The 25,101-nt window shown below is 65.6% G+C and carries 32 protein-coding genes; 18 read left to right on the plus strand and 14 right to left on the minus strand.

Annotated elements, in window-relative coordinates:
- Window positions 1–39 precede the first annotated feature (39 nt).
- Entirely contained in the window at window positions 40–528 is a 489-nt protein-coding gene (locus BLW02_RS08820) for an RrF2 family transcriptional regulator (protein WP_092697958.1), read from the minus strand.
- Window positions 529–619: 91 nt separating this feature from the next.
- On the opposite strand from BLW02_RS08820, the gene ytfE reads away from it, so the two are divergent.
- Both ytfE and BLW02_RS08830 read left to right on the plus strand, forming a co-directional pair.
- A complete protein-coding gene (gene ytfE / locus BLW02_RS08825; RefSeq protein WP_092697959.1) occupies window positions 620–1,357 on the plus strand; it encodes an iron-sulfur cluster repair protein YtfE in 738 nt (245 codons plus the stop codon).
- On the plus strand, window positions 1,348–1,818 hold the full coding sequence (locus BLW02_RS08830; protein WP_244273651.1) for a group III truncated hemoglobin: 471 nt from the start codon (window positions 1,348–1,350) through the stop codon (window positions 1,816–1,818). Before ytfE ends, BLW02_RS08830 begins: the two co-directional genes overlap by 10 nt.
- On the opposite strand, the gene BLW02_RS19905 is transcribed toward BLW02_RS08830, so the two are convergent.
- On the minus strand, window positions 1,801–1,965 hold the full coding sequence (locus BLW02_RS19905) for a hypothetical protein (protein ID WP_159433775.1): 165 nt from the start codon (window positions 1,963–1,965) through the stop codon (window positions 1,801–1,803). The two genes, BLW02_RS08830 and BLW02_RS19905, sit on opposite strands and share 18 nt — an antisense overlap.
- Window positions 1,966–2,083: 118 nt before the next feature.
- Window positions 2,084–2,719: a LysE/ArgO family amino acid transporter gene (locus tag BLW02_RS08835; RefSeq protein WP_092697960.1), complete on the minus strand. Its 636-nt coding sequence runs from the start codon at window positions 2,717–2,719 to the stop codon at window positions 2,084–2,086.
- A 70-nt stretch (window positions 2,720–2,789) separates the two neighbouring features.
- Here BLW02_RS08835 and BLW02_RS08840 point away from each other — a divergent pair, with 70 nt between their 5' ends.
- The 6 genes from BLW02_RS08840 (at window position 2,790) to BLW02_RS08865 (ending at window position 8,121) form a co-directional block, all read left to right on the plus strand.
- Complete coding sequence (locus BLW02_RS08840) at window positions 2,790–3,701, plus strand: HTH-type transcriptional regulator ArgP (protein WP_092697961.1); 912 nt, start codon at window positions 2,790–2,792, stop codon at window positions 3,699–3,701.
- Window positions 3,702–3,992: 291 nt separating this feature from the next.
- On the plus strand, window positions 3,993–5,660 hold the full coding sequence (locus tag BLW02_RS08845) for a cbb3-type cytochrome c oxidase subunit I (RefSeq protein WP_092697962.1): 1,668 nt from the start codon (window positions 3,993–3,995) through the stop codon (window positions 5,658–5,660).
- Window positions 5,650–6,270: a cbb3-type cytochrome c oxidase subunit II gene (locus BLW02_RS08850; protein WP_092697963.1), complete on the plus strand. Its 621-nt coding sequence runs from the start codon at window positions 5,650–5,652 to the stop codon at window positions 6,268–6,270. Before BLW02_RS08845 ends, BLW02_RS08850 begins: the two co-directional genes overlap by 11 nt.
- 12 nt (window positions 6,271–6,282) lie before the next feature.
- Window positions 6,283–6,876 carry a c-type cytochrome gene (locus BLW02_RS08855; RefSeq protein ID WP_092697964.1) on the plus strand — a complete coding sequence of 198 codons (594 nt, stop codon included), beginning with the start codon at window positions 6,283–6,285 and terminating at the stop codon, window positions 6,874–6,876.
- A 4-nt stretch (window positions 6,877–6,880) separates the two neighbouring features.
- The gene (locus tag BLW02_RS08860; RefSeq protein WP_092697965.1) at window positions 6,881–7,516 is read left to right on the plus strand and encodes an SCO family protein; all 636 of its coding nucleotides are present in this window, start codon (window positions 6,881–6,883) and stop codon (window positions 7,514–7,516) included.
- Complete coding sequence (locus BLW02_RS08865) at window positions 7,513–8,121, plus strand: hypothetical protein (RefSeq protein ID WP_092697966.1); 609 nt, start codon at window positions 7,513–7,515, stop codon at window positions 8,119–8,121. Before BLW02_RS08860 ends, BLW02_RS08865 begins: the two co-directional genes overlap by 4 nt.
- Before the next feature lie 114 nt (window positions 8,122–8,235).
- Here BLW02_RS08865 and BLW02_RS08870 read toward each other — a convergent pair whose 3' ends face one another.
- Genes BLW02_RS08870 through BLW02_RS08880 form a run of 3 tightly spaced genes read right to left on the minus strand, consistent with a single transcriptional unit; the run spans window position 8,236 to window position 9,339 of the window.
- The gene (locus tag BLW02_RS08870) at window positions 8,236–8,478 is read right to left on the minus strand and encodes a DUF3820 family protein (protein WP_092697991.1); all 243 of its coding nucleotides are present in this window, start codon (window positions 8,476–8,478) and stop codon (window positions 8,236–8,238) included.
- Between the two features lie 2 nt (window positions 8,479–8,480).
- The gene (locus BLW02_RS08875; protein WP_092697967.1) at window positions 8,481–8,849 is read right to left on the minus strand and encodes a translation initiation factor Sui1; all 369 of its coding nucleotides are present in this window, start codon (window positions 8,847–8,849) and stop codon (window positions 8,481–8,483) included.
- Between the two features lie 10 nt (window positions 8,850–8,859).
- Window positions 8,860–9,339, minus strand: a complete 480-nt coding sequence (locus BLW02_RS08880) for a DUF2721 domain-containing protein (RefSeq protein ID WP_092697968.1) — start codon at window positions 9,337–9,339, stop codon at window positions 8,860–8,862.
- A 168-nt stretch (window positions 9,340–9,507) separates the two neighbouring features.
- Here BLW02_RS08880 and BLW02_RS08885 point away from each other — a divergent pair, with 168 nt between their 5' ends.
- On the plus strand, window positions 9,508–10,764 hold the full coding sequence (locus BLW02_RS08885; protein WP_092697969.1) for a DEAD/DEAH box helicase: 1,257 nt from the start codon (window positions 9,508–9,510) through the stop codon (window positions 10,762–10,764).
- 10 nt (window positions 10,765–10,774) lie between these two features.
- Here BLW02_RS08885 and BLW02_RS08890 read toward each other — a convergent pair whose 3' ends face one another.
- The 5 genes from BLW02_RS08890 to BLW02_RS08905 all read right to left on the minus strand — a co-directional run bounded on the left by BLW02_RS08890 (window position 10,775) and on the right by BLW02_RS08905 (window position 13,917).
- Window positions 10,775–11,131, minus strand: a complete 357-nt coding sequence (locus BLW02_RS08890) for a DUF6172 family protein (RefSeq protein WP_092697970.1) — start codon at window positions 11,129–11,131, stop codon at window positions 10,775–10,777.
- Window positions 11,132–11,224: 93 nt separating this feature from the next.
- The gene (locus BLW02_RS08895; RefSeq protein ID WP_092697971.1) at window positions 11,225–12,220 is read right to left on the minus strand and encodes an aldo/keto reductase; all 996 of its coding nucleotides are present in this window, start codon (window positions 12,218–12,220) and stop codon (window positions 11,225–11,227) included.
- 105 nt (window positions 12,221–12,325) lie between these two features.
- Window positions 12,326–12,472 carry a hypothetical protein gene (locus BLW02_RS19910; protein ID WP_159433776.1) on the minus strand — a complete coding sequence of 49 codons (147 nt, stop codon included), beginning with the start codon at window positions 12,470–12,472 and terminating at the stop codon, window positions 12,326–12,328.
- 15 nt (window positions 12,473–12,487) lie between these two features.
- On the minus strand, window positions 12,488–12,715 hold the full coding sequence (locus BLW02_RS08900) for a SlyX family protein (protein ID WP_092697972.1): 228 nt from the start codon (window positions 12,713–12,715) through the stop codon (window positions 12,488–12,490).
- 11 nt (window positions 12,716–12,726) lie between these two features.
- Complete coding sequence (locus BLW02_RS08905) at window positions 12,727–13,917, minus strand: aminotransferase-like domain-containing protein (protein WP_092697973.1); 1,191 nt, start codon at window positions 13,915–13,917, stop codon at window positions 12,727–12,729.
- A gap of 114 nt (window positions 13,918–14,031) precedes the next feature.
- On the opposite strand from BLW02_RS08905, the gene nth reads away from it, so the two are divergent.
- The gene (nth, locus tag BLW02_RS08910; RefSeq protein WP_092697974.1) at window positions 14,032–14,670 is read left to right on the plus strand and encodes an endonuclease III; all 639 of its coding nucleotides are present in this window, start codon (window positions 14,032–14,034) and stop codon (window positions 14,668–14,670) included.
- Between the two features lie 127 nt (window positions 14,671–14,797).
- Here the strand turns inward: nth and cynR are convergent, their stop codons facing one another.
- Window positions 14,798–15,700: a transcriptional regulator CynR gene (gene cynR, locus BLW02_RS08915; RefSeq protein ID WP_092697975.1), complete on the minus strand. Its 903-nt coding sequence runs from the start codon at window positions 15,698–15,700 to the stop codon at window positions 14,798–14,800.
- Window positions 15,701–15,854: 154 nt separating this feature from the next.
- On the opposite strand from cynR, the gene BLW02_RS08920 reads away from it, so the two are divergent.
- From BLW02_RS08920 to BLW02_RS08950, 7 genes are all read left to right on the plus strand, one after another.
- Entirely contained in the window at window positions 15,855–17,039 is a 1,185-nt protein-coding gene (locus BLW02_RS08920; RefSeq protein ID WP_092697976.1) for a muconate cycloisomerase family protein, read from the plus strand.
- A gap of 11 nt (window positions 17,040–17,050) precedes the next feature.
- Window positions 17,051–17,326 (plus strand): muconolactone Delta-isomerase, encoded by a 276-nt coding sequence (gene catC / locus BLW02_RS08925; RefSeq protein ID WP_026435659.1) that lies wholly within the window; start codon window positions 17,051–17,053, stop codon window positions 17,324–17,326.
- 34 nt (window positions 17,327–17,360) lie between these two features.
- The gene (locus BLW02_RS08930) at window positions 17,361–18,344 is read left to right on the plus strand and encodes a tripartite tricarboxylate transporter substrate binding protein (protein WP_208859712.1); all 984 of its coding nucleotides are present in this window, start codon (window positions 17,361–17,363) and stop codon (window positions 18,342–18,344) included.
- A gap of 44 nt (window positions 18,345–18,388) precedes the next feature.
- Window positions 18,389–19,309, plus strand: a complete 921-nt coding sequence (locus tag BLW02_RS08935) for a dioxygenase family protein (RefSeq protein WP_092697978.1) — start codon at window positions 18,389–18,391, stop codon at window positions 19,307–19,309.
- A gap of 204 nt (window positions 19,310–19,513) precedes the next feature.
- Window positions 19,514–20,644 (plus strand): GGDEF domain-containing protein, encoded by a 1,131-nt coding sequence (locus BLW02_RS08940; RefSeq protein WP_092697979.1) that lies wholly within the window; start codon window positions 19,514–19,516, stop codon window positions 20,642–20,644.
- Between the two features lie 134 nt (window positions 20,645–20,778).
- Entirely contained in the window at window positions 20,779–22,299 is a 1,521-nt protein-coding gene (locus BLW02_RS08945; RefSeq protein ID WP_092697980.1) for an SLC13 family permease, read from the plus strand.
- Window positions 22,300–22,395: 96 nt separating this feature from the next.
- Window positions 22,396–23,142, plus strand: a complete 747-nt coding sequence (locus tag BLW02_RS08950) for a lipoprotein intramolecular transacylase Lit (RefSeq protein ID WP_092697981.1) — start codon at window positions 22,396–22,398, stop codon at window positions 23,140–23,142.
- Window positions 23,143–23,251: 109 nt separating this feature from the next.
- Here the strand turns inward: BLW02_RS08950 and BLW02_RS08955 are convergent, their stop codons facing one another.
- Window positions 23,252–23,650, minus strand: a complete 399-nt coding sequence (locus BLW02_RS08955; protein WP_092697982.1) for a type II toxin-antitoxin system death-on-curing family toxin — start codon at window positions 23,648–23,650, stop codon at window positions 23,252–23,254.
- A complete protein-coding gene (locus tag BLW02_RS08960) occupies window positions 23,647–23,871 on the minus strand; it encodes an AbrB/MazE/SpoVT family DNA-binding domain-containing protein (RefSeq protein ID WP_092697992.1) in 225 nt (74 codons plus the stop codon). Before BLW02_RS08960 ends, BLW02_RS08955 begins: the two co-directional genes overlap by 4 nt.
- 313 nt (window positions 23,872–24,184) lie before the next feature.
- On the opposite strand from BLW02_RS08960, the gene BLW02_RS08965 reads away from it, so the two are divergent.
- Window positions 24,185–24,745, plus strand: coding sequence for a hypothetical protein (locus BLW02_RS08965; protein WP_092697983.1), 561 nt, complete (start codon window positions 24,185–24,187; stop codon window positions 24,743–24,745).
- The last annotated feature ends 356 nt before the right edge of the window (window positions 24,746–25,101 follow it).

Genomic DNA, 25,101 nt, shown 5'->3' on the forward strand with positions numbered 1-25,101 from the left:
CCAGCCAGAAACCGGCAGTCACACAGAAGTTTTCAGGCGCTACCCGGCCGCATCCGGCAACCCCGGCACCGGCTGCGCCGCCGCTAGGCGGCGCGACTGGGGCATCGCCACCACGCTCTGGGGTTCGGCCAGCAAATCGGCCAGCGTCACCTTGTCCAGCACGGCGAGAAAGGCCCGCATGGCCTGGCCCAGCACGCCCTTGAGGTAGCAGTGGCTGCTCAGCCGGCACTGGTTTTGCGCGGGGTCAAAGCATTCGACCAGGTTGAAATCGGTTTCGGTGGCACGCACCACGGCACCGATGTTGATCTCTGCGGCGGGTTTCATCAGGCGCATGCCGCCGCCGCGCCCACGCGTTGTTTCCAGCAGGCCCTGGGCAGACAGCTCCTGGACAATCTTGGTGAGGTGGCTGCGTGAAATGTCATAGCTTTCCGCCACCTCGCTGATGGTGACGGGTTGCACACGCCCTTCAGTCGCCGCGCAATACATCAGCACACGCAGCGTGTAATCGGTCCATTGGGTCAGACGCATTGGATTGCCACAGGTCAATTAAAAGAGGTAGTGGATATGAATTTTATGCCATAAAATATTCACATCATATGAATCTTAAAAGGACCTCGCCATGAACGCCCGTCTGGAATCCACCGCATCCGCCCCTGCCGCCCTGAGTGCCGATCAGCAAATCGGCCAGATTGCGGTCCAGCTGCCCGGCGCCACCGCCGTGTTCCGGCGCCTGAAACTCGATTTTTGCTGCGGCGGCCAGGTCCCCCTGGCAACGGCCGCGGCCGAGAAAGGTCTGGACGTGAATGCCGTGCTGGCCGAGCTGGCAGCCCTGCAGCGCCCCAGCGCCCTGCCCGGGGTGGAAGAACCCGGCGCGTTGATCGACCACATCCTCACGCGCTACCATGACGTGCATCGCGTGCAGTTGCCCGAGCTGATCCGCATGGCGCACCGCGTGGAAGCCGTGCACCGCGCCAACCCCGATGTGCCCACCGGACTGGGCGACCTGCTCGAAGAAATCCAGCAAGAACTGCTGTCGCACATGCACAAGGAAGAAGCCATCCTGTTTCCCATGCTCAAGTCGGGCGGCAACCCGTTCGTGGGCCAGCCCATCGGCATGATGCGTGCCGAGCATACGGACCATGGCGCGGCCCTTGACCAGCTGAACGCCCTCACCCACGACGCCACGCCGCCCACCGGTGCCTGCAACACCTGGCGCGCGCTGTACGCCGGCATTGCCCAGTTTGGCGACGACCTGGTCAACCACATCCACATCGAAAACAACGTGCTGTTTCCCCAGTTCGAGGCCGCGCCTGCTGCGGCTGCAGGCTGCGGCTCCTCGGGTTGCGGATGCAGCTGAACCCCTCTGCGCCCCGCCAGGCGCCGGACGATGCGGACAACACCGGCGGGTGGCGCACGCCCAGCGTGGAAAGCCTGACCGAGCTGGTGCACAGCTTTTATGCCGCGGTCCGGGCCGACGCCCTGCTGGGCCCCGTGTTCGAGGAGGCCCTGCGTGATCGGTGGGAGCCCCATCTGGCGCGCATGGTGGACTTCTGGAGCACCGTTGCGCTGGGCAGCAAGAGCTTTCGTGGCAACGTCTTTGGCAAGCACATGGCATTGCAGGGCGTGACACCCGCGCATTTCGCCGTGTGGGTGCGCCTGTGGGGCGAACAGACCACCCGACTGTTCGCACCCGAGGTGGCGCACGACCTGCAGGTCACTGCCCACGGCATTGCCCGCAATCTGTTTCTCGGGTATTTCGGCACGCACCCGGTGTTTGGCGATGGCGCCGGGGATCATCCGTCAGAAGCCGGCCATTGAACTCCGGGTTTCATCCAGGTTCACCGCCCGGCCCTGGCTAAAAGCCGTGTCGCTGCAGCGGCTGTTCATGGCGCTGCCGTAGTTGAGTTGTACCGATTGCCCGAACCCGTGACCACGAAAGTGGCGGATGACCAAAGCGGGTTGCATGGTGCGTGGTTTCGTGGCGAAAAATGGGGACGGGCTCACCTGCGCGGCCCAGCCGCCGCAGAGCAGCAACACAAGGCAGCATCCCCGACAAACTCACCCTTGGCATTGCCAGCCGGCCTCAGCCCGCCACCCCTTGCCACACCCACCACGCCAGCACCAGCATCATGCAGCCCGTGAGCGCATCCAGCACCCGCCAGGCGCGGGGATCGGCAAACAGGCCCTGCAGCCGCCGCCCGGCCAGCGCCAAAGCCGCAAACCACACCAGGCTGGCCGAGGCCGCCCCTGCCACGAACACCCACTTGAGGCCGCCGTCCTGGCGCGCACCAATCGAGCCCACCAGCACCACGGTGTCCAGGTAGACATGGGGGTTGAACAGCGTGATCACCGCCAGGGTGCCCAGCACACCCAGCAGACCCCGCGGGGCCGCGTCCTGCGGAGCACCCAGGCTGGCATCCGGCGCAACCAGCGCGCGCCACCAGGCAAACAGGCCATAGGCCAGCAGAAAGATGGCGCCGCCCACGGTGAGGTAATAAGCCAGCGCGGGCGAGCGCCCCAGCAACTGCGCCATGCCGGCCACGCCCACGCCGATCAGCAGCGCATCGCTGGCCACGCACCACGCCACGCAGGCGCGCACATGCTGGCCGCTGACGGCCTGGCGCAGCACATACAGGTTCTGGGCCCCGATCGAAACGATCAGCGAGAGGCAGACGGTGAATCCGGCGAGCCACGAAGAAGAAGCATGGGCAGTCCACATGGCACCGATTCTGGGCGGCGGTATGGATTAAGTAAAATTAATTCATCTGAATCAAAGTTAGCAGTTCTTCATGCTTGACTACATCGGACTCCAGGCCCTGGCCGCCGTGGTGCGCGAAGGCAGCTTCGAACGCGCGGCCCGCCGGCTGCACGTCACGCCCTCGGCGGTATCGCAGCGCATCAAGCAGCTCGAAGAACGCACGGGCCAGGTGCTGGTGCTGCGCGGCACGCCCTGCACCGGCACCGAGGCCGGGCGGCGGCTGTGCCTGCATGTGGAGCAGGTGGCGCTGCTCGAAAACGAGCTGCGCCGCACCAACCCCACGCTGATGCCCGACGGCCACGCCACGCCCCCCACGCTCAAGCTGGCGGTGAATGCCGATTCGCTTTCCACCTGGTTCATGGATGCCATGGCCGCTTTCACAGGCGGCGGCAACGAGCTGCTGGACATCCGCATCGACGACCAGGACCACACGGCCCAGCGCCTCAAGGAAGGCGATGTGCTGGCCGCCGTCACGGCCAGCGCGGGCAGCATTGCGGGCTGCAACACCTGGCCGCTGGGATCGGTGCGCTACGTGGCAGCGTCCAGCCCTGCCTTTGTGGCGCAGCATTTCGCGCACGGCGTCACCACCGAGGCCATCGCCCACGCGCCGATGATGACCTACGACCGCAAGGACCGCCTCCAGGAACAGTGGCTGCAACGGCAGGGTCTGGCCTCGCGCCAGAGTCCGCCCAAGCACTTTGTGCCGTCCAACGATGGCTTTGTGCGCGGCTGCGAGGCAGGCATGGGCTGGGGCATGCACCCCCGTTGGCTGATCCAGCGCCAGCTCGGCGCCGGCACCCTGATGGAACTGCTGCCCGGCACCGGCATGACCATGCCGCTGTACTGGGTGCACGCGCGCTCGGCCCAGACCAGCCTGGAGCGACTGACTGATTGCGTGATGGCGGCAGCCCGCCAATGGCTGGTGCCGGCAGAGAAAGCGTGAGCATCAAAGCCATCAAAAACATAGCCAATAGCGCCTACAGATAGGCCGCCGTCACTTTCGCCCTTTTCGCCTTTAAAACCGGTTCGTGGCCTTTGGATGGGGTACGTGGTTCCACCCCAGTATGCTTTAACACTTCCACCGTCAGGGGCTTGGATGCGCGCATAAATATACATTTTTCATGAATCTTAAAATCCGACGCACCAGCGCGTACCACAGGATTTCTGATGGGTCCTTGTAGTGCATCAAAAAAGCGGCGTGCGGCGCACGCCAGAACCACAAGGAAACCCACCCATGGACAGTGCAATACTGAGTTTGCTAGGGGCCTTCCTGCTGTCGATCATGGGACTGTTTGTCTTCATCTGGTCGATGCGCAAGGGCCTGCTGGTTGAAAATCCCCGGGCGGCTTCGGTCATCTTCGCGCGCGGCGAGATCGGCCAGATCGACGATCCGGCGCTGCAGGATGCCGGGCGTGCTCACCTGCAAGCGGCTGCCGCCGAGCCGGGCGACGACGCGCACGAGGGCCATGCCCCCGACCCGCAAGAGCTGGAGCACCGCGTGCAGGCCGACCGCTCCAGCGCCTTCCCCGTGTTCATGTTCATCGCCTTCGCCATTTTCTGGCTGGTGCTGGGCTCCGCGGCGGGGCTCACGGCCTCACTCAAGCTGCACATGCCCGACTGGCTGGTGGGCGAGGCCTGGCAGACCTTCGGCCGCGTGCGCACCATGCACCTGACGGCGGTCCTCTACGGCTGGATCACCAACGCCGCGCTCGGCCTCATCGTCTGGCTGCTGCCGCGCCTGCTGCGCACGCCGCTCATCGGCGCCGTGTGGGTGATGCTGGGCGGTGCGCTCATCAATGCGGGCATCGCCAGCGCCATCGGCGCCATTGGCGCGGGCTGGAGCGACGGCATGGAGTACCTGGAGATGCCGTGGCAGATCGGCCTGTTCATCGTCGCGGGCTTCCTCTGCATCATCGGGCCGGTGCTGTACACGCTGGTCAACCGCAAGGTCGAATCCCTGTACGTGAGCGTCTGGTACCTGGTGGCGGCGCTGCTGTGGATCACGCTGCTGTTCCTCGTGGGCAAGCTGCCCGGCGTGCACACCGGCGTGCAGCAGGCCACCACCAACTGGTGGTACGGCCACAACGTGCTGGGCCTGTGGTTCACGCCCATCAGCGTGGGCGCCATCTACTATTTCCTGCCCAAGATCATCGGCCGGCCGGTGCGTTCATACAACCTGTCCATCCTGGGCTTCTGGACGCTGGCCTTCTTCTACGGCCAGGTGGGCGGGCACCACCTGATCGGTGGGCCGATTCCGGGCTGGCTGAGTACGCTGTCCATCGTGCAGAGCATGATGATGATCATCCCCGTGGCGGCCTTCACCATCAACATGGCGGGCACCATGTGGGGCCGCATGCACCTGGTGCGCCACTCGCCCACGCTGCGCTTCATGATGTTCGGCGGGCTGATGTACATGCTGTCGTCGGTGCAGGGCTCGCTGGAGGCGCTGCGCAGCGTCAACCAGGTGGCGCACTTCACGCACTTCACGGTGGCGCATGCGCACCTGGGGGCCTATGCCTTCGTCACCATGGTGCTGTTCGGCGCCATCTACTTCATGCTGCCGCGCGTGCTCAACTGGGAGTGGCCGTACCCGCGCCTCATCTCGCTGCAGTTCTGGCTCGCGGCCATCGGCATCGGCATCTACTTCGTCGGCCTGACCATCGGCGGCTGGCTGCAAGGCCTGGCCATGCTCGACGCTTCGCGGCCCTTCATGGAGTCGGTCGCGTTGACCATCCCCTACCTGCAGTGGCGCAGCGTGGGCGGCGCGCTGATGGTGACCAGCCACCTCGTCTTCGCCGGCCACTTCCTGGCCATGGCGCTGCGCTTCGGCCCGGCGCGCACGGGGGCCGCCCTGTTCGCACCGGCATCTCCCAAGGCACTGGAGTTGGTCCATGGAAAATGAAATCAAGCTGGCGGCAGGGGCCATGGTGTCCCTGGCCGTGGCCACGGCGGCGCTGGTGGTGCTGCCCTACATGGAGGTGCGCGACATCACGCCGCCCGAAGGACTCAAGCCCTATACCAGCGCGCAGCTGCGCGGGCGCGAGGTCTATATCGCCAACGGCTGCGTGTACTGCCACACGCAGCAGCCGCGCGACCGCAACCTCGGCCCCGACCATGCACGCGGCTGGGGCCGCGCCTCGGTGCCGGGCGACTACGTGTACGACAAGCCGCACCTGCTGGGCAGCATGCGCACCGGGCCCGACCTGTTCAACATCGGCGCGCGCCAGCCCAGCAAGGACTGGCACCTGGGCCACCTGTACCAGCCGCGCGCCTATGTGCCGGGGTCCATCATGCCGTCCTACCCGTACCTGTTCGAAACCAAGGCCGCCGCCGAGCCGGGCGACGAGGTCGTCAAGCTGCCGCCGGGCCAGGGCCCCGAGGGCAAGGTGGTCGTGGCACGCCCCGAGGCGCTGGACCTCGTGAAGTACCTGCAGGGCCTGGACCACACCTACCCCGTGCTGCCGCCCCCGCCGCGCAGCGCCGCCGGCCCGGCCGCCCGTCCCGCATCCTGAGAGGCACCCGCCATGTCCCAAGACGACACCCACCGCGCGCAACAGCGCGAGAACGCCGACCCCGAGGAACGCATCCGCCCCGTGCCGCTGGTAGCCGCCGCCATCACGCTGGCCATGGTGCTGTTCGGCGTGGGCTACATCTTCCTGTCCGAGCCCTTCGGTAACGCCGCCCTGGGTGACCGCCGCACGGTGGCCGACCTCTCTGGCCCCGCGCCGGCCGCTGCAGGTGCTGCCGTGGACGGCAAGGCGCTGTTCGCCGCGCAGTGCGCAGCCTGCCACCAGGCCACGGGCCAGGGCCTGCCGGGCGTGTTCCCGCCGCTCGCGGGCTCGGAGTGGGTGAAGGGCGAGCCGCGCGTGCTGGCCAACATCCTGCTGCACGGCGTGACGGGCGAGATCACCGTGGCGGGCAAAAGCTACCAGGGCGCCATGCCCAGCTTCAAGCAACTGGGCGATGCCGAACTCGCCGCCGTGGCGAGCTATGTCCGCAGTGCCTGGGGCAACCAGGCCGCTGCCGTGGCGCCCGACCTGATCGCGCAGGAGCGCAAGGCCAGCGACCGCACCACGCCGTTCGAGGGCGGCGCCGCGCTGCAGGCACTGGCGCGCTGAAGCCATGCTGCGCACCGCCGTGCTGAGCCTGCTGCTGGCGCTGTGCGGCTGGGCAGCGGCCAATTGGCTCACGCACGGCTTCCAGGTCTGGACCGACGAGGGCGCGCGCCGCCTGGAAGTGGCGCTGCACCCCGTGGACGCACCACGCGTGGCGGTGGACGGCCCGGGCGTGGCCGCCCCCGACCTGCCCGCGCTGCTGGCGCAGGACGGCGGCGCGACCATCGCCGACTTCATCTACACACGCTGCCAGACCGTCTGCCTGTCGCTGGGCAGCACCTTCCAGCAATTGCAGGCGGCGCTGCAGGCCGATGCCGAGGCGGGCCACCCCGCGAACGTGCGCCTGCTGTCCATCAGCTTCGATGGCGCGCACGACCACCCGGCCGTGCTGCTCGCCTATGCACGCGGGCTGCACGCCGACCCGGCGCTGTGGCGCTTCGCGCGCGTGCCCGACGCGGCGCAGCAGCAGGCCCTGCTTCGCCGCCTGGGCGTGGTGGTGGTGCCCAACGGCCGGGGCGACTACGAGCACAACGCCGCGCTGCTGGTGTTCGATGCGCGCGGCCGCATGGTGCGCGTGTTCGACATCACCGAGCAGCAGCTCGCGCTGGACTACGCGCGCCACCTCGCCCGGAACGCGCCATGACACCCTGGCCACGCTGCACGCCGCGCACCCAGGCCGCCCTGGGGCTGGCCTTGTGCGCGCTGCTGGCCTGGCCCGCGCTGCGCCAGGCGCTGGAGGCCAGCATGTGGCGCCACATGGTGCTGCAGTTCCCACTGCTGATGGGGGTCGGTGCGCTGCTGGCGGCCGCGCTGCCGCCGCGCGCGCACACCGTGGTCTCCCGCTGGAACGCCCACGGCATCGCCGGGCTGGTGCTGGTGGCCGGGGTGCTGGCCGTATTGATGGTGCCGCGCGTGCTCGACCTGGCGCTGCGCGAACCCGCCATCGAAATCTCCAAGTGCGCTGCACTGCTGGGCGCGGGCGCGGCGCTGCGGCTGTCGTGGCGCGCCGCGGGGCTGGTGGTGCAGGGCTTCTTCCTCGGCAATGTGCTGCCCATGACCGCCGTGGTGGGCCAACTCTACATCGACACGCCGCTGCGCCTGTGCAACGCCTACCTGCTGGACGACCAGGCGCGCCTGGGGCAATGGCTGGTGGGTCTGGCGGCGTTGCTGGCGCTGGGCTGGCTGGCGCGGGTGGGCTGGTGGACAGTGCGGCGCGAGGGTGATGCAATCGCGGTGAAAAACGCCTGAATGCTCTGTTTTTAATAGCTCATAGCGCTTTCAATACGCGCGCCAGAGCCACCTTACCCAAATCGCGCACGCTTCCCTTCGCGGGATTTGCAGCCTCGGCGCGCAGAAGAAAACTCAGTCGGTTTGCGCGCGCGGCGGCAAGCGGGCGGCGGCGCGCAGGGGTTCGAGCAGTGGCGACAGTCCGTTGTGATCGATTTCGTGCATCAGCGCCAGCAGACGCCCCAGGTCGCTGCGCGGAAAGCCCTCGCGGGCAAACCAGTTCAGGTAATTGCCGGGCAGATCTGCCAGCACGCGGCCCTTGTACTTGCCATAGGGCATGGTCACCGTGACCAGGCGCTGCAGCTGGGCGGGGTCCATCATCAGCCGCCCACGCGCTTGACCTGGTGGCCGCTTTTTTTCAGCGCCTCAATCACGCGCTCCACATGGTCGCCCTGCACCTCGATCACGCCGTCCTTCACCGTGCCGCCGCTTCCGCACGCGGCCTTGAGCTGCTTGCCCAGCGCGACCAGCGCATCGGCATCCAGCGCCACGCCCTTGACCACCGTGACCGCCTTGCCGCCGCGCCCCTTGGTCTCGCGCGCAACGCGCACGATGCCGTCGCCCGCAGGCACGGGCGCGGCCTTGCACACGCACTGCGCCTGCGGCTGGCGGCAGCCGGGGCACATGCGGCCATGGTCGGTGGAATAGACCAGGCCGCCCAGGCCTGCCAGATCACGCAAGGATTTCATGCGGCAAACCTCAAGACTGCTTTGGCACGGGAGCCGGCAACGGCGAGCGCAGCATGTGGAAATTGAGGATGCGCGTGGCCATCACCGTCTCCACGAAAAAGAGCACCAGCGCCAGCAGGAATGAGAGCACGCCACTCAAGAAACTCGCCAGGGCCCAGGTGTGGCCCCGAAAATCGGTGGTCTCGCCCAGAAACAGCAGGATGATGGTCACGCCGATCAGAAAACCGCACAGGGTGAGCAGGCCGATGCAGCCATTGGCCATGCGCCCGCGGGTGCGCAGGTAGCCGAGCTCGATCACGGCGCGCTCGAGAAACTCGGCCTCATCGGAGTGGCGGGCCCGGTCTTCCACCACGCGGGCCCGGTCGATGATGCGCGCCAGGCGCCCGGCCACCGCACCGATCATGCCGGCCACGGCGGTGAGCAGGAACACCGGGGCCACGGCCAGCTGGATGCTGTGGGTGATGGTGGATGAATCAAAAGCAAGGTTCATGGTGTCAAAAGGCCTGTGCAGCGCCGGGGCAGGCAGGCTGCGATTATCGCCAGCCGCGCGGGTGGCGCACAATGCACGCCCGCAGACTGCGGCGCCGCCCTTCTTGCGGGCCATGGCCTTGTGCGCAGTGGCGCCAGGGTGGGTGGCCTGAATTCTTTGCTCCACACCATGCCATTTTCTGCCCTCGGTCTCTCTCCCGCCCTCGTCCAGGCCGCCACCGCCCTGGGTTTTGCCACGCCCACGCCCATCCAGGAGGCCGCCATTCCGGCCATCCTGCGCGGCGCCGATGTCGTGGGCTCGGCCCAGACGGGCTCCGGCAAAACGGCCGCTTTTGCCCTGCCCCTGCTGCAGCGGCTGCAAGCCGGCGCGGCCCACACACCGCGGCGGGTGCGCGCCCTCGTCCTGGTGCCCACGCGCGAACTGGCCGCCCAGGTGGGTGAAGTGGTTCGCAGCCTGGGCCAGCACCTGGCGCAGCCGCCCAAGGTGGCCGTGGTGTTTGGCGGCGTCTCGATCAACCCGCAGATGATGGCGCTGCGTGGTGGGGCCGATGTCGTGGTTGCCACGCCCGGCCGCCTGCTCGATCTGGTGGAGCACAACGCCCTGAAGCTCTCTGCCGTGCAGCTGCTGGTGCTGGACGAGGCCGACCGGCTGCTCGACCTGGGCTTTGCCGACGAACTCAACCGCGTGCTGGCCTTGCTGCCAGCGCAGCGGCAGAACCTGTTCTTTTCGGCCACGTTCCCCACCGCAGTGCAGTCACTGGCCGAGGGACTGCTGCACGAGCCCGTGCGCGTGACCGTGCCCGACACCCCCGGCAGTGCGCCCGCCATCGTGCAACGCGCCATTGCAGTGGACGCCAGCCGCCGCACGCAGCTGCTGCGCCACCTGGTGCAGCAGCATCAATGGAGCCGCGTGCTGGTGTTCGTGGCCACGCAATATGCCGCCGAGCATGTGGCCGAAAAACTCTACAAGGCCGGCATTTTTGCCACGCCTTTCCATGGCGGCCTGAGCCAGGGCGCACGCAAGCAGGTGCTGCAGGAATTCAAGGACGAGCGCTGGCAGGTGGTGCTGACCACTGATCTGGCCGCGCGCGGCATCGACATCGCCCAGTTGCCCGCCGTGGTGAACTACGACCTGCCCCGCTCTGCCGTGGATTACGTGCACCGCATCGGGCGCACCGGGCGTGCCGGCGAGGCCGGCGTGGCCGTGAGCTTTGTCAGCGCAGACACCGAGGCGCATTGGCGCCTGATCGAGAAGCGCCAGCACCTCGCCCTGCCGCGCGAACAGATCGCGGGTTTCGAGCCCACCGAAGTGCCGCCAGAGGCCGCGCCCGCAAGCACCGGAGGCATCAAGGGCAAGCGGCCCAGCAAGAAAGACAAGCTGCGCGCCGCGGCCGCAGCAGCGCAGGCGGCGGCCGGGCAGGATTGAGACCGGGCGATCAGTCGGCGGATCCGTCGGCGCCGTTGCCGTCGCTGGTGGCGCCGCCCTCGCCTTCTTCACCCGCCGGCGCAGGACGGGCCTGGCGATGCCCGCCCTTGGCCAGGATTTCGACATAAAACTGCGTCCCGCCTTCGCGGACCACGCCGTCAATCAGGCCGATCAAGGCGGAAAGATGGGCGACTGCGGCGTTTTCGGCGGTGCTGCCGAACTTGCAGTCAAAGTCCCAGAAGTCCGCGCCGGCAGGCACGGGGCGGCCGCGCTCACGCTTGATGTACTTGCGGATTTCATGCTTGATGGCATCCAGGACGCGGTCGCTGTTCTTGCCTTCGATGTGGAGCTGGAAAGTTTTCTTCATGGGCGATCGTACCGCCTGCGGCAACTGCCTCACCCCGGCCAGGGGCAAATCGACGCCGGCACAGGTGCCGCAGCGCCGCGCCCCACGAACCGGTTAGCGCCCGTCCAGCGGGTAGGCCGGGTCGTTGTATCCCGGCGTGGACGGATGGCCCGGCGCCACCAGCGAATTCACCAGCGCCTCGTCTTCCGGGGTCAGGGTGTAGCCGAGCGCGGGCGCGTAATCCTGCCACTGCGCCAGCGTGCGGGGCCCGGCAATCACCGAGCTCACCGCCGGATGGGCCAGCACCCAGGCCGTGGCAAATTGCGCCAGCGTCACGCCCCGCGCCTGCACATGCTGCTGCAGGGTCTGGGCGATCTGCAGCGACTCTTCGCGCCATTCGGTCTGCGCGATGCGCCTGTCACCCCGTGCCGCACGCGAACCCTCCACCGGCGGCTGGCCGGGCAGGTATTTGCCCGTGAGTACGCCGCGCGCCACCGGGCTGTAGGGCGTGACGCCCAGGCCGTGGTAGGCGCAGGCCGGCAACACCTCCACCTCGGGCATGCGGTTGAGCAGGTTGTAGTAAGGCTGGCACACCACGGGGCCGGGCATGCCCATCTGCCGGGCCAGGTGCACCAGTTCCGTGATGCGCCAGCCCCGGAAATTGGAAACGCCCCAGTAGCGGATCTTGCCCGCGCGCAGCAGGGCGTCGAGCGCCCACAGCGGCTCCTCCAGGTTCATGCCGTTGTAGTCGCGGTGCAGGTAAAGAATGTCCACATGGTCGGTCTGCAACCGTCCCAGGCTGGCTTCGACCTCGCGCAGCATCCAGCTGCGCGAGTAGTGCACCTCGTTCACGCGGACTGACATGGGGTTGCCCAGCTTGGTGGCCAGCACCCAGTCGTGGCGCTGGCCACGCAGCAGCCCACCCAGCATGGATTCGGAGGCACCCTTGGTGTACACGTCGGCCGTGTCGATGTAGTTGACGCCCTGGGCATGGGCATCGGACACGATGGCGGCAGCTTCCTCACGGGAAGTCTGGTCGCCAAACATCATGGTGCCCAGGCACAGACGGGAGACCTGGAGATTGCTTTTGCCAAGGTTGCGGTATTGCATGGAACAGACCTGAAGAACGGGAACAGCGGAGAACACCGGCCCGGCACCCCATGTGCAGCCCGGCACCGCATGGTACTGTGGTGATCGCCTCTGCAGCGCCTGCCGTTAAAGCCGTGCCGCCTGGTCAATGGCGCGCTTGGCATCCAGCTCGCCGGCCTCCAGCGTGCCGCCCATCCGATGCGCGGTGAAGCCGAGACCCAGCGGCGCCAGCAGGTGCGGGTACGGCGCCGGAGTGGCAGCAGAGGACGACATGGGGAGTTCTGGCGCTCAGTAATGCGGCGGCAGCTCGTCGCGCAGGTTGCGCGGGCCGTTGGAGCCGCCCTCGGGCGCCTGCTGGCGCAGGGCGATGATCTCATGCGTGAGCCGGTCGATCAGTTGCTGCTGCTGGTAGATGGTCATGTTCAGCTGGTCCAGCAAGTCTTCGGTAAAGCTGGCCTTGACCTCCAGGTTTTCCAGGCGCTGGAGGATGTTGCCGAGGTTGTTGGTATCTGGCATGGATGGACAGGTCACACTGCCTGGGCCAGGCGCGCCACACCTTCGCGGATCTTGTCCGCATCGGCCGTGGCGAACGACAGGCGGAAGGTGGCGTGGTCGGGGTTGGCGCAGAAGAACGGCGTGCCGGGCACAAAGGCCACGCCCTTGTCGATGGCACGCTTGGCCAGCACATTGCCGTCAACCACCTTGCCGCCCGCACCGGTGAGGCGCGCCCACACAAACAGTCCGCCCTGGGGCTGCACGAACTCGATGGCATCGCCCAGGTCGTTCCGCAGCGCGTTGCCCATGGCCTGGGCGCGCTCGGCGTACACCTTGCGCACATGGGCCAGCGTGCCGGGCATGCGGCCGGCCTTGAGGTATTGCGCGGCCGTGGCCTGGGCAAAGGTGCTGGTGTGCGCATCGCTGAACTGCTTGCACATGGTGGCCTTGGCCAGCAGCTCGGCCGGGGCAATCATCCAGCCCACGCGCAGGCCGGGCGAGAGCACCTTGCTCAAGCTGCCGCAATGCACCAGCAGCTCGCGGCTGCCGGGCACAGTGGCCGACAGGTTGAGCAGGCTGGGGGGAGGCGCGTCGCCAAAGTACAGGTCGCCGTAGGGGTCGTCCTCGACGATCAGCGTGTTGTGCTTGACGGCCATCTCCAGCACGGCCTTGCGGCGTTCCAGGCTCAGCATGGCGCCGCTGGGGTTGCCGAAGGTGGGAATCAGGTAAACGAACTTGGGTTGGTGCTCGGCGATGAGCTTTTCCAGCTCATCGGTCTTCACGCCGTTGCCATCGATGGGCGCGCTGATGAGTTCAGCGCCGTACAGGCGGAAGCACTGGATGGTGGCCAGAAAGGTCGGGCCTTCCACAATCACCTTGTCGCCGGGGCTGATGAGCGTCTTGCCCAGCAGGTCCAGGGCCTGCTGGCTGCCGGTGGTGACGATCAGGTTGTCGGCCGCCACATCCTTGGCACCCTTGCTGGCCATGAAGGCGGCCAGCTGCTCGCGCAGCGGGTTGTAGCCCTCGGTGGCGCCATATTGCAGCGCGGCGCCGGGCTCTTCGGCCAGGGCGGCATTGCTGGCGGCGCGGATGCCGTCCACGTCGAACATGGCGCTGTCGGGGAAGCCGCCCGCAAAGCTGATGATGCCGGGCTTGCCCAGCAGCTTGAAGAGTTCGCGGATGGCGGAGGTTTCTACATTGTTCAGGCGGTCGGCAAATTGCATGGCTTGGATTTCAGGTGGGCAGGAGATCGCACATTGTCGCCAATCGGCATGCAGATTTCCGGCCCACGGGCATCCACGGGCCGCTGCGGACACGCAGCCCCTACACTGCCCGCCATGAAAACCGCGCAGATCGAACCTTTTTTTGCCACCCTGAAAGCAGCCAACCCGCTGCCCAACACCGAGCTCGAATACACCACCGTGTTCGAGCTGCTGGCCGCCGTGCTGCTGTCGGCCCAGGCCACCGACGTGGGCGTGAACAAGGCCACACGCAAGCTGTTCCCCGTGGCGGGCACGCCGCAGGCCATCCTGGACCTGGGGCTGGACGGGCTGGAGGGCTACATCAAGACGATTGGCCTGTACAAGAGCAAGGCGCGCCACCTGATGGAAACCTGCCGCATCCTGGTCGAGCAGCACGCTGGCGTGGTGCCGCGCACGCGCGAAGCGCTCGAAGCCCTGCCCGGCGTGGGCCGCAAGACGGCGAATGTGGTGCTCAACGTGGCTTTCGGCCAGCCCACCATGGCGGTGGATACACACATCTTTCGCGTGAGCAACCGCACCGGCCTGGCGCCCGGCAAGAACCCGCTGGCGGTGGAGTTGCAGCTGATGAAGCGGGTGCCCGCCGCCTACGCCGTGGATTCGCACCACTGGCTGATCCTGCTGGGCCGCTACGTGTGCCAGGCACGCAAGCCGCGCTGCTGGGAATGCCGGGTGGCGCCCTACTGCGATTTTCAGCCCAAGACGAACACGCCCTGACCGGCGGACGGCGCCACGGGCTCACAACGCGCCTGCAGCAGCGCCGTTCGCAGCGCCTCGCGCATGAGCACAATTGCTATCACTTATAGAGCATTTTGTGTTTTTCCATCAGCGCCATCGGTCTTCTTCATTCCAATATCCGCCCCACACCGGGCAGCCGATGCCGTGGCCGCAGCAAGGCCGCAAACTCCACGGCAGCCCGGCTGCGCGAGGCGCCACGCCGCCACAGGATGCCGGCGTGGCGCACCATCTGCGGCGAATGCAGCGGGATGGCCTGCATGTCCGGCGCCTGGCGTGCGGCACGCTCGGGCACGATGCAGGCCAGCTCGCCCCAGCGGCACACGTCGATCAGGCCCTCCACCGACTCCATCTCCACCCGCACCCAGGGTTGCACGCCGGCCTCGCGCAGGCTGTCGTCGATCAGGCGGCGCGTGGCAAAGGCGCGCGGCAGCATGGCCAGCGACACCCCGGCCAGGGCCTTGACGGCCAGGGTGCGGCGGCGCGCCAGCGGGTGGGCGCGATTCACCACCAGCTGCATGCGCTCCTCGAACAGGGGCTCGGTCTCGATCTCCTCACGCTGCGTGGGGTGAAAGGCGATGCCTACATCCAGCAGGCCCGCGACCAGTTGCTCCTCGATGGGCCCGGCGCGCAGGTCGCGCACCACGATGTTCACCTTGGGATAGGCCATGCTGAAGGCCGCCACCGTGGCCGGCACCAGGGTGTGCAGGAAGGTGGGAATGACACCCACGGTGAGCATGCCCGCCTGCAGCCCCGTCATGTCGGCCAGCGCCATGCGCCCGGCCTCGATTTCCTGCAGCGCGCGGGCGGCATGCACCCTGAAAGCCGCACCCGCCTGCGACAACCGCAAGCCCCGGCCCAGCCGGTCAAAGAGCTGTATCTCCAGTTCCTGCTCCAGCTGGCGCAGCCCGTGCGACAAGGTGGACTGCGTGACAAACAGGTTCTGCGCCGACTGTGTGAGATGCTCGGTCTGGGCGATGTCGAGAAAGTAGCGCAGTTGCCGGATTTCCATCAAGACACCCCCCATTCATTCGTTCGATTCAGTCGAATGATAAGTCGCAAATAAATCATTGGAACGTCATAGGAATTAAACCTAACCTTGCATTTTTTTGGTCCACCGGTGGGCCAGCGTCATTTCCTGGTCCATCCAAAAAAGGTACACAGCGATGCACAGCCGTTTCACCATCGAACGCATGCAGGCACGGATTCTGGACATTCCCACGATCCGCCCGCACAAGCTCTCGTTTGGCTCCATCAGCCGCCAGAGTCCGGTCATTGTTCAGGTCTGGCTCCAGGATGGCGCCACGGGCTTTGGCGAGGCCGCCACCATCGGCGGCCCATCATGGAACGAAGAGTCGCCCGAAAGCATCCTGCACGCCATCGACCACTACCTGGCCCCCGCCCTCGTCGGCCAGGATGCGGGCGGTTTTGAAGCCGCCCTGGCGCGCATGGACAAGGCCTGCAAGGGCAATGCGTTTGCCAAGAGCGCGGTGGAGATGGCGCTGATCGACGCCGCGGCCCGCACGCTGGGTCTGCCCGCCTGGCAGCTGCTGGGTGGCAAGGTGCACCAGAGCCTGCCCCTGGCCTGGACGCTGGCCAGCGGCAACGTGGAGCGTGACCTGCAGGAAGCCCATCTGCGCCTGGAACAAAAGCGCCACCACATCTTCAAGATGAAGATCGGCGCCCGCGCGCCGCAGGACGACGTGGCCCATGTGTCGCAGATCGCGCGCGGCCTGCAGGGCAAGGCCACGCTCACCGTGGACGTGAACCAGGCCTGGGACGGCAACACCGCGCGCCGCTACCTGCCGCAGCTGGTCGAGGCCGGCGTGACGCTGATCGAACAGCCCGTGGCGCAGTGGAACGTGGAGGTGCTCAAGAACCTCACTGCCACGCTCGATGGCGCCCTCATCATGGCCGACGAAACCGTGTGCACACCGCAGGACGCCATGATGCTGGCGCGTGAAAAAGCCAGCCATGTGTTTTCGCTCAAGGTCGCCAAGCATGGCGGCCTGATTCGCACACGCAAGGTGGCGGCCGTGGCCGAAGCGGCCGACATCGGCTGGTACGGCGGCACCATGCTGGAGACATCGCTGGGCAGCGCCGCATCGGCCCATGTGTTTGCCACGCTGGGCAAACAGCACCACGGCTGCGAGCTGTTCGGCCCCCAATTGCTGGTGGACGACATCGTCGAACGCCAGATGCCCATCGTCGATTTCGAGCTGCAGCTGCCCGATGGCCCCGGCTTTGGCGTCGAGGTTTCGCTGGCCCAGATCGAGCGCTTCGACCGCGCCCGCCAGGGTCTTACCGCCGTGCATGTCGATATGGCCGCACACACCCCCACCCCCGCTTAAGGAGAACACCGATGCTGTTTCTGGTACGTATGGATGTGAACATTCCGCGCGACTTGCCCGTGGAAGAAGCCAACGAGATCAAGGCCCGCGAAAAGGCCTATTCGCAAGACCTGCAGCGCGACGGCCGCTGGAAGAGCATCTGGCGCGTGGTGGGCGAATACGCCAACTACAGCATCTTCGATGTGGCGTCCAACGACGAACTGCACCAACTGCTGCAAGGGCTGCCGCTGTTCCCGTTCATGAAGATCTCCGTCACCCCCTTGGCGCAGCACCCCTCGGCCATCTGAGCCTTCGCAATCCCATAAAGAGACACCCACCATGATGAAACGACAGACGCTGGCACTGCTGGCCTCCGGTCTGGCCCTTGCCGCCTTGCCCGCTGCGCACGCCCAGGCCCCCGCGGCCAACTGGCCCGCCAAGCCCATCCGCTGGGTGGTGCCCTTCCCGCCCGGCGGCGCCATGGACGCCATCGCCCGCACGCTGGGCGAGAAGGCCGGCAAGACGCTGGGCCAGCCCTTCGTCATCGAGAACAAGCCCGGCGCGGGCGGCAACATTGGTGCCGACTACGTGGCCAAGCAGCCCGGCGACGGCTACACCATGATGATCACCTCGATCGGGATGGCCACCAACAAGCCGCTGTACGGCAAGCTCAGCTACGACCCGATCAAGGACTTCGCCCCCGTGAGCCTGCTGGCCGTGGTGCCCAACGTGCTGGTCACCAACGCCACCCAGCCCGACGTGAAGAGCGTCAAGGACGTGATCGCCGCCGCGCACAAGGCACCCGGCAAACTCACCTACGCCTCGGCTGGCAACGGCACCTCCATCCACCTGGCGGGCGAGGTGTTCACCTCGCTGGCGCAGATCGAGATGCTGCACATCCCCTACAAGGGCAGCGGCCCCGCCGTGTCCGACCTGCTGGGCGGGCAGGTCAACTACATGTTCGACAGCATCACCTCGGCACGCCCGCACATCCAGTCGGGCAAGCTGCGCGCCCTGGGCGTGACCACGGCCAAGCGCTCCAGCACCCTGCCCGATGTGCCCACGCTGGCCGAGGCGGGCGTGCCCGGCTACGAAGTATCGCCATGGTTTGCCGTGTTCATGCCTGCGTCCACGCCCAAGGCCATCGTCAGCAAGCTCAACGCAGCCCTGCTGGCCGCCATGAAGGACCCCGAGGTGGCCAAACGCTTTGAATCCATCGGCGCCGAGCCCGTGGGCTCCACGCCCGACGAACTGGCCAAGCACCTGACCCGTGAGTCCGATCGCTGGACCAAGCTGATCACCGAGCGCGGCATCAAGCTCGACTGATTTCACCTGCCTTTATTCCACCCCATCCCACCGAGAAGACGTCCATGTCCGAACTCACCCAAGCCCAGCTGCTGGAACTGGTCAACACCAGGAAGATCGCCCCCGGCAATGCACGCGTGCGCCAGCTCACCGAGCGCATCGTCACCGACCTGTTCAAGACCATCGACGAACTGGATGTGACCCCCGACGAATTCTGGGCCGCGGCCGGCTGGCTCACGCGCCTGGGTGCCGCGGGCCAGACGGGCCTGATCACCGCAGGCCTTGGGTTTGACCGCCTGATCGACATCCGCGCCGACGAAGCCGACGCCAAGGCCGGCCGCACAGGCGGCACGCCGCGCGCCATCGAAGGCCCGCTGTTTGTGGCCGGTGCCCCCATGTCCCAGGGCGAAGTGCGCCTGGACGAGGGCGAGCCCAAGGGCGAGGTGTTCGTGATGGAAGGCCAGGTGCTGGACCTGAACGGCCGGCCCGTGGCCCACGCCTCGGTGGACGTGTGGCATGCCAATGAGCAGGGCGGCTATTCGCACTTCTTCCCTGGCATGAAACCCTACGAACTGCGCCGCCGCATCGAGACGGATGCCAAGGGCCAGTACCGCTTCCGCTCCTTCCTGCCGCCGGGTTATGCCATTCCCCCGAACAGCCCCACGTCCGAGCTGTTTGAGGCCCTGGGCCGCCATGGCAACCGTCCTGCGCACATCCACTTCCTGGTGGCAGCCCCCGGCATGCGCACACTGACCACGCAGGTCAACATTCCTGGCGACAGCTACATCGACGACGACTTTGCCTTCGCCACGCGCGATGGCCTGATCGTGGGCCTGGAGAGGAACGTGGCACCCGCAGGCTACGAGTCGCTGGGCATCAGCGCGCCCTTCACGCGCACCCAATTCAACTTCGTGATGCAGAACGCCGCCAGCGCCGACGAAGCCTTGCCGCTGACGCGCATGGAACGTGTGACCACCCCTGCCTGAACGGTCCGGCGCCAGCACCCGGCAAGCCACCCGGTCCGTGGGTGGCTTTTTTTCGCCCTGCTTTTCCGCAGCCCGCACAGCCCCCCGGCAGCCGCACTGCGCACCGGCAGCCAGCCCACAAATTCACCCTGCCGGGAAACATGGTCTGGCTATACTGAAATAAACATTTTTTTACACCGCCACCCCATCGCCCCCTGCCGGAAGATGCCACTCGATCCGCGCTCCCTCATTGCCCTGGGCGGCCTCATGTCGGCCATGATGGCGGTGGTGCTGTGGGTCATGCGGCGCAACTACCCGCCCAGCATCCGCGGGCTGGACTATTGGGCAGCAAGCCCGGTGCTGTGGCTGGTCGCAACGCTGCTCTTCAGCGGCCGGGGTCAACTCTCCCCTTTCCTCACCGTCGTGCTGGCGAACCAGGCGCTGCTGCTGGGCGCAACGGTTTATTACATCGGCAGCCGCCGGTTCCTGGGGCATGGCGGAGGGTGGATCTTGTGGGGCAGCGTTGCCGCCGCGTCCCTGCTGGTGCTGACATGGCTGACCTACGTCGCGCCCAGCTATCAACTGCGGGTTGCCATTTTCGCGCTGCTGATGGCGGTGCTGTATGGCGCGCATCTGCGCTTTCTCTGGCGCCACGGCGGCAAGGGCTTTCCCATGCGGCTGGTGCAGGTCGTGCTGGCGTTGCACATCCTGGTACTGGTAGCGCGCTTCACTTCGATCGTCATGGGCCGGGCCGACAGCGACGCGATGGAGCCTTCGCATTTCCAGACGGCCTACATCGGCGCCTATGTGCTGACGGTGCTGATGCTGTCCATTGGCGCCGTCCTGCTGGCGACCGACCGGGTGCGCACCGAGCTGGAGCACCTGGCCATGCACGACTCGCTGACACAGACGCTCAACCGCCGCGCCATCATGCAGCGGTGCCACGAGGAACTGGAGCGCGCCCGCCGCCATGGCCGAGGGCCGTCGATCATGATGCTCGACCTGGACCACTTCAAGGCGGTGAACGACACGCACGGCCACCAGCACGGTGATGCCGTGCTGGTGCATTTCACGGCCTGCACGGCGTCTGTCTTGCGCAGCGGAGACTGGCTGGGCCGTTACGGTGGCGAGGAATTTCTGATTCTGCTGCCTGACACCGATGCCGCAGCAGCCCGCCATGTCGCACAACGCATCCATGTCCTGCTCCAGGCAGGGCACCCGCTCGATTGCCAGCTCAGCATCGGGGTCGCCACCTGGCAAGGCCCGCAGGACTCCCTGGAAGCCATGCTCACACGCGCTGACGCAGCCCTCTACCAGGCCAAGGACCTGGGACGCAACCAGACCTGTGCGGGATAACGCAGCACCGTTGCCCGAGCAAGCCGGTCAGCCTTGTCACAACCGCTGCACCCACAGCGGAGCACAATCATTTCAGGAGCGCTGTCCGAGCCCAGGCTTGCTCCCGGCACGGCCACCACAACAAGGAACAACCCATGAGCACATCCCCTGCAACCCCTGCCCCCGTTGCGGCGGCGCCCGGCGCAAGCTGGGTGCAACGCGCGGGCCTGATTGCCGCCCTGGTTGCGCTGGCCGCCATCGTGCTGATGCCCGCTGCGCAGGGCCTGCCGGTGGCGGGCCAGGTGATGCTGGGCATCCTGGCCTTTGCGGTGATCGTCTGGATGACCGAGGCAATGGATTACGCCGTCAGCGCGGTAGTGATTGGCGCACTGATGATCTTTTTGCTGGCCTTCGCACCCGCGGTGGGCAAGACCGAGGGAGACATGGGCACCGGCGGGGCACTGAACCTGGCGCTGTCGGGGTTTTCCAGCAGCGCCGTGGCGCTGGTGGCGGCGGCCTGCTTCATTGCCGCCGCCATGACGGCCACGGGGCTCGATAGGCGCATTGCGCTCGCGGTGCTGTCCAAGGTAGAGGCGCGCTCCAACCAGATCGTGATTGGCGCCATGGTGGTGGGCCTCTTGCTGTCGTTCATCGTGCCCAGCGCCACGGCGCGCGCTGCCTGCCTGATGCCCATCATGATGGGCTTTGTGCTGGCCTTCCGCGTGGACAAGCGCAGCCGCTTTGCCGCGCTGCTGGTGCTGACCGCCGCGCAAACCACCAGCGTATGGAACATCGGCATCAAGACCGCCGCCGCGCAGAACATGGTGGCCATCGGCTTCATCGAAAAGCAGTTCGGCCACGACATCACCTGGACCGACTGGTTCATCGCCGGTGCGCCGTTCTCGGCCGTGCTGTCGGTTGCGCTCTACTTCATCATGACGCGCATGATGCGTCCCGAGATGGACGATATCGCCGGCGGCAAGGCCGCCATCCGCGCCCAGCTCGACGCACTGGGCCCCATGACCACCAAGGAATGGAAGCTGCTGGCGCTGGTGCTGGGCCTGCTGGCATTCTGGTCCACCGAGAAGGTGCTGCACAGCCTGGACACCTCATCGACCACCATCGCGGCCATCGCCATCATGCTGGCGCCGCGCATTGGCGTGATGAGCTGGAAAGACTCGCAAAAAGGCTTTCCGTGGGGCACCGTTGTGCTGTTTGCCGTGGGCATCAGCGTGGGCTCGGCCCTGCTCAAGACCAACGCCGCCAGCTGGCTGGCCAACCTCATCGTGGCCAACCTGGGCCTGCAGAACGCCAGCGCCTTTGCCATCCTGATGCTGCTGTCGCTGTTTCTGATCGTCATCCACCTGGGCTTTGCCAGCGCCACCGCCCTGGCCTCAACCATGATCCCCATCGTCATCAGCGTGCTCATGGCCGTGCAGACGCCGGGCATCAACGTGATCGGCATGACCATGCTGCTGCAGTTTGTGGTGAGCATCGGCTTCATCCTGCCCGTGAACTCGCCCCAGGCCATGATTGCCTACGGCACCGACACCTTCACCGCGCGCGACTTCGTGCGCACCGGCTTCGTCCTCACCCTGGTGGCCATGGTGCTGCTGGTGATTTTCTCGCTGACTTACTGGCCCATGATGGGCTACATGACGCTGTCTGCCGGCTGAGCCACGGCAAGCATGAAATGAGCTGCGAGCGCATATGCATAATTCACCCGCAGCTCTCATTTAAATAGCAATCGGAGCGATCCAAACCCCTGTGCCATGACAGAGCGATTCATTTTCTGGCCCTTGTTCTTCACCAGCCAGCTGCTCGCCCTTGCCTGGATCAGCTGGGTATTGCTGGCGCAGTACCATTTTGCGTACCCGGTGGGCTACCGGCTTTTGGGGCTGGACCAGACCATTGCCCAATACGCGCCCCACAACCGCTTCAAGGCGGATTTTGAATTCACCACGCCCCCGGATCACTGGCGCCTGTTTGGGCAAATCAGCGACGCCGTGCATGCGGGCGGCAAGGGCTTGGCCGAAATCACCTACCCCCTGAAAAACGGGCAACCCGCCGCCCTGTTGCACGAGGCAGAAATCATCCACCTGCAGGACGTGGCCCATCTGGTCGATGTGCTGTATGGCATGGGAATGGCCAGCCTGGCGCTGTGGGTCGTCTTGATTTTCATCCTGTGGCAACGGCACATGCTCTGGCCCCCCGTGCATCAAATCCTTCGGGGATTTTTGGTGGGTTTTGCCGTGATCGCCGCTGCCATTTTTGCCATCGGCCCCAAGGCGGTGTTTTACTGGTTTCACGAACAGGCCTTTCCCGACGGCCACCAGTGGTTCTTTTATTACCAGGATTCGCTGATGACCACGCTGATGAAAGCGCCCGATATTTTTGCCTTTATCGCCGTGCTGCTGCTGACGGTATTCACGGCCCTTTGGTGCGCGGCGTTGTATGGACTTCCCAGGCTGCTGAAACACCGCCCCGGCAAATCGCAAGCTCGACCGCGTTCCAGATAGAGCCACCAGCGCCGGGTTACGCCACGTCGCAAGCTATATATTTGATAGCTGGTGGCGCTTGCTGCAAGAGCGCTTGAGGGCTAAATGTCTTGGAATCCATACAGCATTCTCATGCCCGCGTCGCGCTGTGCGCACGCAGCCATGCGGCAAAGTCTTCTTCAAGCATGTCGCCAGCGGCCACGGTCAGCATGGTGACCGTGGCCTCGGCCTGGCTGGCCTGCAGTCGCAAGCCGTTGAGGAACAAAAACAGACCCACCGCCAGAAACGCCGCGCGCTTGTTGCCATCGACAAACGGATGGTTTTTGGCGATGCCCACGCCGTAGCTGGCCGCCAGCGCGGCGGCATCGGGGGCGTTGTCCGCATCCGCATAGGCGACGATGTTTTGCGGGCGCATGAGTGCGGATTCCAGCAAGCCCTCGTCGCGCATGCCTTCACGCCCGCCGTGGGTGGCCAGGCTCTCGCCGTGCAACAGCACCAGCGCCTGCTTGCTGATCCAGCGCCAGCTCATTTGGCCAACTGGTGAAAGGTGTCGCGGAACTCGTGCATGAACTCACGCCCGGCCCTGATTTCTTCTTCCAGCGCCGGGTCGTAAGGCGTGAGCGCGTAGCCGTCGGGGGTTTCCGTCAGAAAGATGGACTCGCCCTTGCCCAGCTTCAGCCGCGCCAACGCTTCCTTGGGCAGCACCACCCCCACGGAATTTCCAATCTGGGTGAGTTTGAGCATGTGCATGGCAGCCTCCAAGTAATTACAAACGTAATACTAAAACTTTGCTGCGCCGTGCGCAAGCGAACCTGCACCCAAAAAGTCAACAGACGATTCCCCGCACCCAGCTGTCGTTTCGTTGTACCGCTCAAACAACCAGCGCCCAAAATCGCCGGTCGCATACACAAGGTGCAGTGATCCCCGCAAGCTATAGTTTCCACAGCACAAACGTGCCGGGTTTCACGGATTTTTCTTACCCGATTAACATTCCTATCCAACGGACCGCCTTCTGCGTCCGCTGAAATTAGACGTTAGACATCTTTGCTGGCCGCGGCGACTTATGAGAACAAGAACCAGACAATTCGTCCAGCATTTGTCGCATGCGATCGAGGATGAGGAGCTCGCGGAGTCATATCTGGACGACTCGTTGCCGCTCGTTGGCTTGGTCGTCATGTATTTCAATGCTGTGGAGAAGTCGCTCGACTCCTTCATTTGCGAGGTCATTTCTGACCGGAGCGATACACCTGGCCTCATCGTGATTCAGAAGCTCATGTTCAGCGCCAAGCTGGATCTTTTCAAACGTTTCTCCGATGACTTTCATTTGTGCTTTGCGATTCAACCTGAGTCCTTTACTGGGCTAGTTCAAGAACTCGGTGAGATCGCAAGACTGAGAAATCTCGTCGTGCATGCGGATTGGAGCAGTACCGACGAAGAGGGCTACACGTTCGTACGGCTGAAGGGGTCCAAAGAGGGCATGCTGCAAGAGTACTTGCAGTTCTCCGTTGACTCCCTCGAAAAGCTCATAGACAGAATAATTGCAGCGAACCATCTCCTTTCAGGCTACTGGGAATGGCGTTCCGTATGTCTTTCCATTCATGGAAGGCACGAAGACGATGTCTAACCAGTCGCTCGAGCCGACTCGGGCTGGCAAGCCGCCGCTCGCGGCTCAGTTTCAACGTTGAGTGCGCGCTTATTCTTGCATCCTCCGGCAGTTCTTCGCCGAGACCCTGATACACACCATCACACAGCATTCCACACCGGCCACCGCGCCCACTCGGCATCAGCGCATATCAAAAGTAAAATAGCCATGCAGCGCTTATCCAATAAGCATCAGAAGCTATTCATTCAGTAGCATCAAAGCACTCCCTTCAGGGCAATCGCATCTAAATAGTGATACCCAAGACGCGCTCCAGATAGCCCAGATTCCACCCCGCACGCTTGCGCTTGGCCTGCACGCCAATCTTCACCGAGGTATCG

It is taken from the genome of Acidovorax soli (assembly GCF_900107605.1).
In the GTDB taxonomy this organism is placed as follows: domain Bacteria; phylum Pseudomonadota; class Gammaproteobacteria; order Burkholderiales; family Burkholderiaceae_C; genus Acidovorax; species Acidovorax soli.

Excerpts from the sequence above, each read along its gene's own strand:
- BLW02_RS08820 (WP_092697958.1), bottom strand. The coding sequence starts at position 528 with ATGCGTCTGACCCAATGGACCGATTACACGCTGCGTGTGCTGATGTAT.
- ytfE (WP_092697959.1), top strand. The coding sequence starts at position 620 with ATGAACGCCCGTCTGGAATCCACCGCATCCGCCCCTGCCGCCCTGAGT.
- BLW02_RS08830 (WP_244273651.1), top strand. The coding sequence starts at position 1,348 with ATGCAGCTGAACCCCTCTGCGCCCCGCCAGGCGCCGGACGATGCGGAC.
- BLW02_RS19905 (WP_159433775.1), bottom strand. The coding sequence starts at position 1,965 with ATGCAACCCGCTTTGGTCATCCGCCACTTTCGTGGTCACGGGTTCGGG.
- BLW02_RS08835 (WP_092697960.1), bottom strand. The coding sequence starts at position 2,719 with ATGTGGACTGCCCATGCTTCTTCTTCGTGGCTCGCCGGATTCACCGTC.
- BLW02_RS08840 (WP_092697961.1), top strand. The coding sequence starts at position 2,790 with ATGCTTGACTACATCGGACTCCAGGCCCTGGCCGCCGTGGTGCGCGAA.
- BLW02_RS08845 (WP_092697962.1), top strand. The coding sequence starts at position 3,993 with ATGGACAGTGCAATACTGAGTTTGCTAGGGGCCTTCCTGCTGTCGATC.
- BLW02_RS08850 (WP_092697963.1), top strand. The coding sequence starts at position 5,650 with ATGGAAAATGAAATCAAGCTGGCGGCAGGGGCCATGGTGTCCCTGGCC.
- BLW02_RS08855 (WP_092697964.1), top strand. The coding sequence starts at position 6,283 with ATGTCCCAAGACGACACCCACCGCGCGCAACAGCGCGAGAACGCCGAC.
- BLW02_RS08860 (WP_092697965.1), top strand. The coding sequence starts at position 6,881 with ATGCTGCGCACCGCCGTGCTGAGCCTGCTGCTGGCGCTGTGCGGCTGG.
- BLW02_RS08865 (WP_092697966.1), top strand. The coding sequence starts at position 7,513 with ATGACACCCTGGCCACGCTGCACGCCGCGCACCCAGGCCGCCCTGGGG.
- BLW02_RS08870 (WP_092697991.1), bottom strand. The coding sequence starts at position 8,478 with ATGGACCCCGCCCAGCTGCAGCGCCTGGTCACGGTGACCATGCCCTAT.
- BLW02_RS08875 (WP_092697967.1), bottom strand. The coding sequence starts at position 8,849 with ATGAAATCCTTGCGTGATCTGGCAGGCCTGGGCGGCCTGGTCTATTCC.
- BLW02_RS08880 (WP_092697968.1), bottom strand. The coding sequence starts at position 9,339 with ATGAACCTTGCTTTTGATTCATCCACCATCACCCACAGCATCCAGCTG.
- BLW02_RS08885 (WP_092697969.1), top strand. The coding sequence starts at position 9,508 with ATGCCATTTTCTGCCCTCGGTCTCTCTCCCGCCCTCGTCCAGGCCGCC.
- BLW02_RS08890 (WP_092697970.1), bottom strand. The coding sequence starts at position 11,131 with ATGAAGAAAACTTTCCAGCTCCACATCGAAGGCAAGAACAGCGACCGC.
- BLW02_RS08895 (WP_092697971.1), bottom strand. The coding sequence starts at position 12,220 with ATGCAATACCGCAACCTTGGCAAAAGCAATCTCCAGGTCTCCCGTCTG.
- BLW02_RS19910 (WP_159433776.1), bottom strand. The coding sequence starts at position 12,472 with ATGTCGTCCTCTGCTGCCACTCCGGCGCCGTACCCGCACCTGCTGGCG.
- BLW02_RS08900 (WP_092697972.1), bottom strand. The coding sequence starts at position 12,715 with ATGCCAGATACCAACAACCTCGGCAACATCCTCCAGCGCCTGGAAAAC.
- BLW02_RS08905 (WP_092697973.1), bottom strand. The coding sequence starts at position 13,917 with ATGCAATTTGCCGACCGCCTGAACAATGTAGAAACCTCCGCCATCCGC.
- nth (WP_092697974.1), top strand. The coding sequence starts at position 14,032 with ATGAAAACCGCGCAGATCGAACCTTTTTTTGCCACCCTGAAAGCAGCC.
- cynR (WP_092697975.1), bottom strand. The coding sequence starts at position 15,700 with ATGGAAATCCGGCAACTGCGCTACTTTCTCGACATCGCCCAGACCGAG.
- BLW02_RS08920 (WP_092697976.1), top strand. The coding sequence starts at position 15,855 with ATGCACAGCCGTTTCACCATCGAACGCATGCAGGCACGGATTCTGGAC.
- catC (WP_026435659.1), top strand. The coding sequence starts at position 17,051 with ATGCTGTTTCTGGTACGTATGGATGTGAACATTCCGCGCGACTTGCCC.
- BLW02_RS08930 (WP_208859712.1), top strand. The coding sequence starts at position 17,361 with ATGAAACGACAGACGCTGGCACTGCTGGCCTCCGGTCTGGCCCTTGCC.
- BLW02_RS08935 (WP_092697978.1), top strand. The coding sequence starts at position 18,389 with ATGTCCGAACTCACCCAAGCCCAGCTGCTGGAACTGGTCAACACCAGG.
- BLW02_RS08940 (WP_092697979.1), top strand. The coding sequence starts at position 19,514 with ATGCCACTCGATCCGCGCTCCCTCATTGCCCTGGGCGGCCTCATGTCG.
- BLW02_RS08945 (WP_092697980.1), top strand. The coding sequence starts at position 20,779 with ATGAGCACATCCCCTGCAACCCCTGCCCCCGTTGCGGCGGCGCCCGGC.
- BLW02_RS08950 (WP_092697981.1), top strand. The coding sequence starts at position 22,396 with ATGACAGAGCGATTCATTTTCTGGCCCTTGTTCTTCACCAGCCAGCTG.
- BLW02_RS08955 (WP_092697982.1), bottom strand. The coding sequence starts at position 23,650 with ATGAGCTGGCGCTGGATCAGCAAGCAGGCGCTGGTGCTGTTGCACGGC.
- BLW02_RS08960 (WP_092697992.1), bottom strand. The coding sequence starts at position 23,871 with ATGCACATGCTCAAACTCACCCAGATTGGAAATTCCGTGGGGGTGGTG.
- BLW02_RS08965 (WP_092697983.1), top strand. The coding sequence starts at position 24,185 with ATGAGAACAAGAACCAGACAATTCGTCCAGCATTTGTCGCATGCGATC.